The organism is Actinophytocola sp., from assembly GCF_035942955.1.
In the GTDB taxonomy this organism is placed as follows: domain Bacteria; phylum Actinomycetota; class Actinomycetes; order Mycobacteriales; family Pseudonocardiaceae; genus DASYTH01.
In genome coordinates this window covers 1-5,968 of the sequence record NZ_DASZCQ010000236.1, presented here as the reverse complement: position 1 = coordinate 5,968, position 5,968 = coordinate 1, and the positions used below count along the sequence as shown (strand labels likewise).

The following is a 5,968-nucleotide window of genomic DNA, read 5'->3' as shown; positions in this document are numbered from 1 at the left end:
CGCCGGGGCCGGCGCGCCCGGCAGCAGCGCGGCGGCGAGCAGCGCGCCGGCGGTGGCCAGCACACCCACCGCGATCGGTCCGGCCAGGCCCGGCCACCCCTGCCAGGCCGCGGCCCGAGCGGCCGGCGCGATCAGCGCGGGCCCCGCGACCGCCCCCACGGTTCCGCTCCAGACGATGGCCGAGAGCGCGAAACCCTTGCGGGAAGCGGGATACAGCTCGGCGGCCACGTACCGCGACAGGTGTGCGCCACCCTGCCCGAGCCCGACGAGGAGCATGCCGAGCACGACAAGCGGCAGCGCCCGGCCGAGCGCCCCGGCGAAGGTGAGCACCGCGCCCGCGGTGCCGAGGCCGTACGTCGTCGCCAGCGCCGACCGCGGACCACTGCGCGCCATCAGCGATCCGATGGTGAGCGCGCCGGCCGCGGTGCCGAGCACGGTGGCGGCGTTGGGTAAGCCGCTCGCGCCCGGCCCCGCGATCTCGGCCGAGATCAGCGTGGCGGCGGTGCTCGTCCCCACCAGGCCGGTGCTCTGAAAGGAGACCGCCGCGAACAGTGCGATCATCGTGCGCCTGCGGGTGGTCGGGTCGGTGGTCGGCCTGGTCATGGTCGGCATCGTCATGATCACAAACACTAGTGAGGCGAACGCGCGATTCGAATGGCCGAGTGACGGAGTATGGTTCCGTCAACCGTTGAGTCGAAAGGAATGTGGCGGGCATGACCTTTCGAACGGAAAGACAGCTCGATGACCTGGACTGGCGCATCCTTGAGGAGCTGCAGGCCGACGGGCGGCTGTCGTTCAAGGAGCTCGGCCGGCGGGTGAACCTGTCCTCGCCGGCCGTCGGCGAGCGGGTGCGCCGGCTCGAGGAGAGCGGCGTGATCACCGGCTACGCGGCCAGGGTGGATCCGGGCCGCGCCGGCTACCCGGTCGCGGCGTTCGTCCAGATGCGCTGCCGGCTCGACAAGTGCCTGCTGAAGACCAGCCGGGCCGAGGACTACCCGGAGGTCGTGGAGATCCACAAGCTCAGCGGCGACCACTGCACGATGCTCAAGATCCGCGCCACGTCGCTGGAGCACTTCGAGGGCCTGCTCGAGCGGCTCGGCAAGCACGGCGAGATGCGCACCTCGGTCGTGCTGTCCACGCAGTACGACGGCCGCCCGGTCGAGCCGCCCCAGGCGGAGTTCCTCCAGGCCACCCCGGCCAGCGGCTGGCGGCCGGCATGAGCGCCGTGCCGGCCGACGCCACGGGCCAACACGCCGACGCCACGGGCCAACACGCCGGGAGTCGGTGGAGCGCGGTCGCCGCGTACGCCCTCGTGGCCGCGGCGACCCAGTTGCTGTGGTTGAGCTTCGCCGGGGTGAGCACCGTCGCGGCCGGGCACTACGGCGTCTCCGAGACCGCGATCGGCTGGCTGGCCCAGGTGTTCCCGCTGCTGTACGTGGTGCTCGCGGTGCCGGCCGGGCTGGTGCTGGACCGGTGGTTCCGCGGCGGGCTGCTCGCCGGGGCCGGGCTGACCGCCGCCGGCGCGGTGCTGCGGCTGGCCGGTGACGACTTCCTGTGGGTGCTGGCCGGGCAGGCCATGGTGGCCGTCGCGCAACCGTTGGTGCTCAACGCGGTCATCGGGGTCACCGGGCGCTACCTGGCGGCGCCGGACCGCCCGGCGGGCATCGCGATCGGCACCGCCGGCACCATCTCCGGCATGGTGCTGGCGTTCGTGCTCGCCGCGGTGTTCCCCGAGGCCGGCGACCTGACCACGATGCTGGGCATCGGCGCCGCGTTCGCGATCGCCGCCGCGGTGGCGCTCGGCGTCGCGCTGCGCGTGCCCGGCCGGCAGCCGCACACCCGTCCGCCGGCCGGCCTCGGCGCGTTGCGGATCGCATGGGCCGACCGGTTCGTCCGCCGGCTCTGCGTGCTGGTCTTCCTGCCGTTCGGCACGTTCATCGCGCTGACCACGTTCGCCCAGCCGCTGCTCGAGCCGGCCGGGGTGAGCGGCGCGACCGCCAGCGTGCTGCTGCTGATCAACGTGGTGGCCGGGGTGATCGGGTGCGCGGTCGTCCCGGTCATCGCGGCCCGGCGCCGCATCGAGCTGACCATGCTGGTGGTCGGGGTGTCGGTGGCCGCGGCCGGCTGTGCCGTGCTGGCCGCAGCGCCCGGCGCCGCAAGCGGGTTCACCGTCCTGCTGCTGATCGGGTTCCTGCTGTTGCCGACGTTGCCGGTGGTGCTGGCGCTGACCGAGCGCCGGGCCGGCCCGGCCGAGGGCACCGCGGCCGGGCTGATCTGGCTGTCCGGCAACCTCGGCGGCCTCGTCGTGGCCACCGTGGTCGGCCTGCTCGTCGACCACCCGGCGGTCGCGTTCCTGGTGATGGCCGCGGGCGCGCTGGCCGCGCTGCCGCTGGTCGGGCTGCTGCGGCCGTTCCTGCGGGCCCGGCTAGGCGGATAGCGCGTCGAGGATCTGCTGGCCGTACTTGGCCAGCTTGTGCTCGCCCACCCCGCTGACCTTGCCCAGCTCGGCAAGGGTGGCCGGGGCCTGCGCGGCGATCTGGCGCAGCGTGGCGTCGTGGAAGATCACGTACGCCGGCACGCCCTGCTCCTTGGCGGTGGCCGCGCGCCAGGCCCGCAGCTGCTCGAACACCGGAACGGCCGCAGCGGGCAGGTCGGTCACCGCGGCCGCCTTGGCCGGCTTCGCCGCCCGCGCCACCCGTTCCGGCTCGCGGCGCAGCATGACCTGGCGCTGCCGGCCGAGCACCTCGCCGCTGGCCGGGGTGAGCACCAGCGTGCCGTAGTCGCCCTCGACCGCGAGCAGACCCTGGGCAAGCAGCTGGCGGATCACGCCGCGCCAACCACTCTCGTTGAGCTCCGTGCCGATGCCGAACACGGTGAGCGTGTCGTGCCGGAACTGGGTGACCTTGGCGGTCCTGCGGCCGAGCAGGATGTCGATGATCTGCCCGGCGCCGAACTTCTGCCCGCGCTCCCGGCTCAACCTGACCACAGTGGACAGCACCTTCTGCGCGGGGACCGTGCCGTCCCAGGACTCCGGCGGGCTCAGGCAGGTGTCGCAGTTGCCGCACGGCTCGCCGGACTCGCCGAAGTAGGCGAGCAGCTGCACCCGGCGGCACTCGACCGTCTCGCACAGCGCGAGCATCGCGTCCAGGTGCCGGGCCAGCCGGCGGCGGTGCGCGGCGTCGCCGTCGCCGGCGTCGATCAGCTTGCGTTGCTGCACCACGTCCTGCAGCCCGTAGGCCAGCCAGGCGGTGGACGGCAGGCCGTCGCGCCCGGCCCGGCCGGTCTCCTGGTAGTAGCACTCGACCGACTTGGGCAGGTCGAGGTGGGCCACGAAGCGCACGTCCGGCTTGTCGATGCCCATGCCGAACGCGATCGTGGCCACCATGACCAGGCCGTCCTCGCGCAGGAACCGCGCCTGGTTGGCCGCCCGGGTGCCCGCGTCCAGCCCCGCGTGGTATGGCAGCGCCTCGATCCCGTTGTCCACCAGGAACTCCGCGGTCTTGTCCACCGAGGCTCTTGACAGGCAGTACACGATTCCGGCGTCGCCGGCGTGCTCGGTGCGCAGCAGCTCGAGCAGCTGCCGGTGCGGCTCCCGCTTCGGCACGATCCGGTACTGGATGTTCGGCCGGTCGAAGCTGGCCACGTGGTCGAGGGCGCCCTCGAGGTTCAACCGCGTGACGATCTCGTCGTGCGTCGCCTTGGTGGCGGTCGCGGTGAGCGCGATGCGCGGCACGGCCGGCCAGCGCTCGTGCAGCGCGGACAGGGCCAGGTAGTCGGGCCGGAAGTCGTGCCCCCACTGGGCCACGCAGTGCGCCTCGTCGATGGCGAACAGTGACACCATGCACCGGTCGAGGAATCGCATGGTCGACTCGACCCGCAGTCGTTCCGGCGCCAGGTAGAGCAGGTCGAGCTCGCCGGCAAGCGCCTCGGCCTCGACCATCCTGCGCTCATCGGGATCCTGCGAGGAATTGAGGAATCCCGCGCGCACCCCGAGCGCCCGCAGCGCGTCCACCTGATCCTGCATCAGCGCGATGAGCGGAGAGATCACCACGCCGACGCCGGGCCGCACCAGCGCCGGGATCTGGTAGCACAGCGACTTGCCGCCGCCGGTGGGCATGAGCACCAGGGCGTCCCCGCCGGCGATGACATGCTCGATGATCTGGCGCTGGCCACCGCGGAACGAGTCGTAGCCGAAGACGCGGTGCAACACATGCAATGCATCGCTCACATCCGGACCGGTCGCGGGAGTACGCACCGGGCGATTCTAGGGGACTCGCATCCCTTGGGGGTCGTTGCCGTGGGTGATCGACGACTCACCATAGTGGAATGGGCTGGCCTCCTGGCGGTGATAAAACTCTCGCGTAGGCTGTCGGCGATCGCAATGATCCAGTGTGTCGCTTATCTTGCCGAAGCGACCACGCCCTGACCCCGAGAAAGAGTTGAACCATGGCCCAGAAGGTTCTCGTTCAGTACGTGGATGACTTGGACGGCGCGCCCGGTGAGGACGTGTCGACGGTCAGCTTCGCGCTCGATGGCGTGAGCTATGAGATCGATCTGCGCGAGGAGAATGCCGCGAGGTTGCGTGACAGCTTGGCGGAGTTCGTTGAATCGGCGCGGCGGGTCGGTGGCCGCGTCAAGCGGGGCACGACGCCGACGGCGGCGCCGGCCCGGCCCGTCGATGCGCGCAGCAAGGAGCAGACGAAGGCCATCCGTGAATGGGCGAAGAAGAACGGTTACGAACTCGCCGACCGTGGGCGGATCCCGGCCCACGTCATAACCGCCTTCGAAGACGCGCACGCCAAGAAGACCAAGCGGGGCAGGAAGAGCTAGCCGCTCGTTCCCATTTGCCGGTCGACCCCACGCGGCCGGCAAACAATGGTCGATCGACCCTCGACCGGCAGTGGCCATACCGGACAGCCGCTCCTCCGGGCAGTCGACGGTCGAACCGGCCACCCACCCGGCCGCGGTGTTCCCACACCGCGGCCGTTCTATTCCTTCCCCGCGCCCGACGGGCGCTCCCGGCTATTCGGCAACGGCGGGCGAATTGATCGGCCTTCGGCGGACTTGTCATCGGATCACGACACGTGTGCACGACCACACCGATCGTGCGGCTGGTGCACTGTGGATGTCCACTCAGGACCGACGGGCGAGCACGTAGTGGCCGTCGGCGTCGACGCCGGCGATGTGGTAGCCCTCGTGCAGGGCGAGGACGAGCGCCGCGCGCAGGCTGTGCCGCCAGGTGCTGGCCAGCTCCGGGTCGCAGCGGCGGAGCGCGACGATGTCGTCGGGCAGCTCGCAGCGCAGGTGGTCGCCGGCGATCTCGAAGTGGCGGACCGGGTCCCCACCGGCGCCGGTGGACAGCAGCGGTGCGGCGGGGGCCGCGACTACGACCGGGCTGCCCGCGCAGGCGGCGGCGACCTCGGGAGCGGTGAGGTTCCAGGTGATCAGGAGCCGGTCGCTGGGGTCGCCGACGTTCACTCCGTCCTTCATCGGACCGTAGTAGTCCAGCAGATGCTCAGTGGCGGTGCCGCCGAGCTTGGCCAGGTTGAAATAGATGTTGCGGCGTACCAAGGGATCCACGGTCCAGGTGATGGTCCCGATGCCGCGGTCGAGCGCCCAGGCGCGCTGGTGCAGCTTCAGCGCGAACCCCACGCCCCGCCCCAGCCCCGCGGGAGCGACGCCGCAGATGTGGGAATGCAGCACCCTCGGCGTCTCGTCGGTGAAGAACGCGACGGCGGCGCCGACCAGGGCATCGCCGGAGTAGGCCCCGGCCACGTAGTTGCCGGTGCGGGCGAACGCGGTCATGAGATCGGCCGAGACCGGGGCGGCCTCCGCGGGAGCGTGCCAGATCGCGGAGAACAGGTCGGCGGCCGCGGCGGTCCCGGCGGGCGTGTCCAGCGAGCGGACCGTGACCCCGGCGCGGCGCGCGGCGGCGGACGCGGCCCCCGCCGCCGGGGCCGCGGCGTCG

The 5,968-nt window shown here is 72.0% G+C and carries 5 protein-coding genes and 1 pseudogene; 3 read left to right on the top strand and 3 right to left on the bottom strand.

The genetic code is table 11. The annotated features are described in order from the left end of the window. A pseudogene (locus VGX25_RS24440) lies at positions 1-603 on the bottom strand (MFS transporter); the annotation flags it as partial. A gap of 110 nt (positions 604-713) precedes the next feature. On the opposite strand from VGX25_RS24440, the gene VGX25_RS24435 reads away from it, so the two are divergent. Both VGX25_RS24435 and VGX25_RS24430 read left to right on the top strand, forming a co-directional pair. Further along, complete coding sequence (locus VGX25_RS24435) at positions 714-1,220, top strand: Lrp/AsnC family transcriptional regulator (RefSeq protein WP_326920228.1); 507 nt, start codon at positions 714-716, stop codon at positions 1,218-1,220. Beyond that, complete coding sequence (locus VGX25_RS24430) at positions 1,217-2,437, top strand: MFS transporter (RefSeq protein ID WP_326920227.1); 1,221 nt, start codon at positions 1,217-1,219, stop codon at positions 2,435-2,437. The genes VGX25_RS24435 and VGX25_RS24430 overlap by 4 nt, the downstream gene beginning before the upstream one ends. Here the strand turns inward: VGX25_RS24430 and recQ are convergent. Beyond that, positions 2,426-4,255: a DNA helicase RecQ gene (gene recQ / locus VGX25_RS24425; protein WP_326920226.1), complete on the bottom strand. Its 1,830-nt coding sequence runs from the start codon at positions 4,253-4,255 to the stop codon at positions 2,426-2,428. The two genes, VGX25_RS24430 and recQ, sit on opposite strands and share 12 nt — an antisense overlap. Before the next feature lie 191 nt (positions 4,256-4,446). Here recQ and VGX25_RS24420 point away from each other — a divergent pair, with 191 nt between their 5' ends. Continuing rightward, on the top strand, positions 4,447-4,830 hold the full coding sequence (locus VGX25_RS24420; protein WP_326920225.1) for an Lsr2 family protein: 384 nt from the start codon (positions 4,447-4,449) through the stop codon (positions 4,828-4,830). A gap of 303 nt (positions 4,831-5,133) precedes the next feature. Here the strand turns inward: VGX25_RS24420 and VGX25_RS24415 are convergent. Next, positions 5,134-5,968: GNAT family N-acetyltransferase (locus tag VGX25_RS24415; protein WP_326920224.1), on the bottom strand; the 835-nt coding region annotated here is incomplete at its 5' end.

Bases quoted from the DNA above. Each gene is read 5' to 3' on its own strand.
- VGX25_RS24435 (WP_326920228.1), top strand. From the start codon at position 714: ATGACCTTTCGAACGGAAAGACAGCTCGATGACCTGGACTGGCGCATC.
- VGX25_RS24430 (WP_326920227.1), top strand. From the start codon at position 1,217: ATGAGCGCCGTGCCGGCCGACGCCACGGGCCAACACGCCGACGCCACG.
- VGX25_RS24420 (WP_326920225.1), top strand. From the start codon at position 4,447: ATGGCCCAGAAGGTTCTCGTTCAGTACGTGGATGACTTGGACGGCGCG.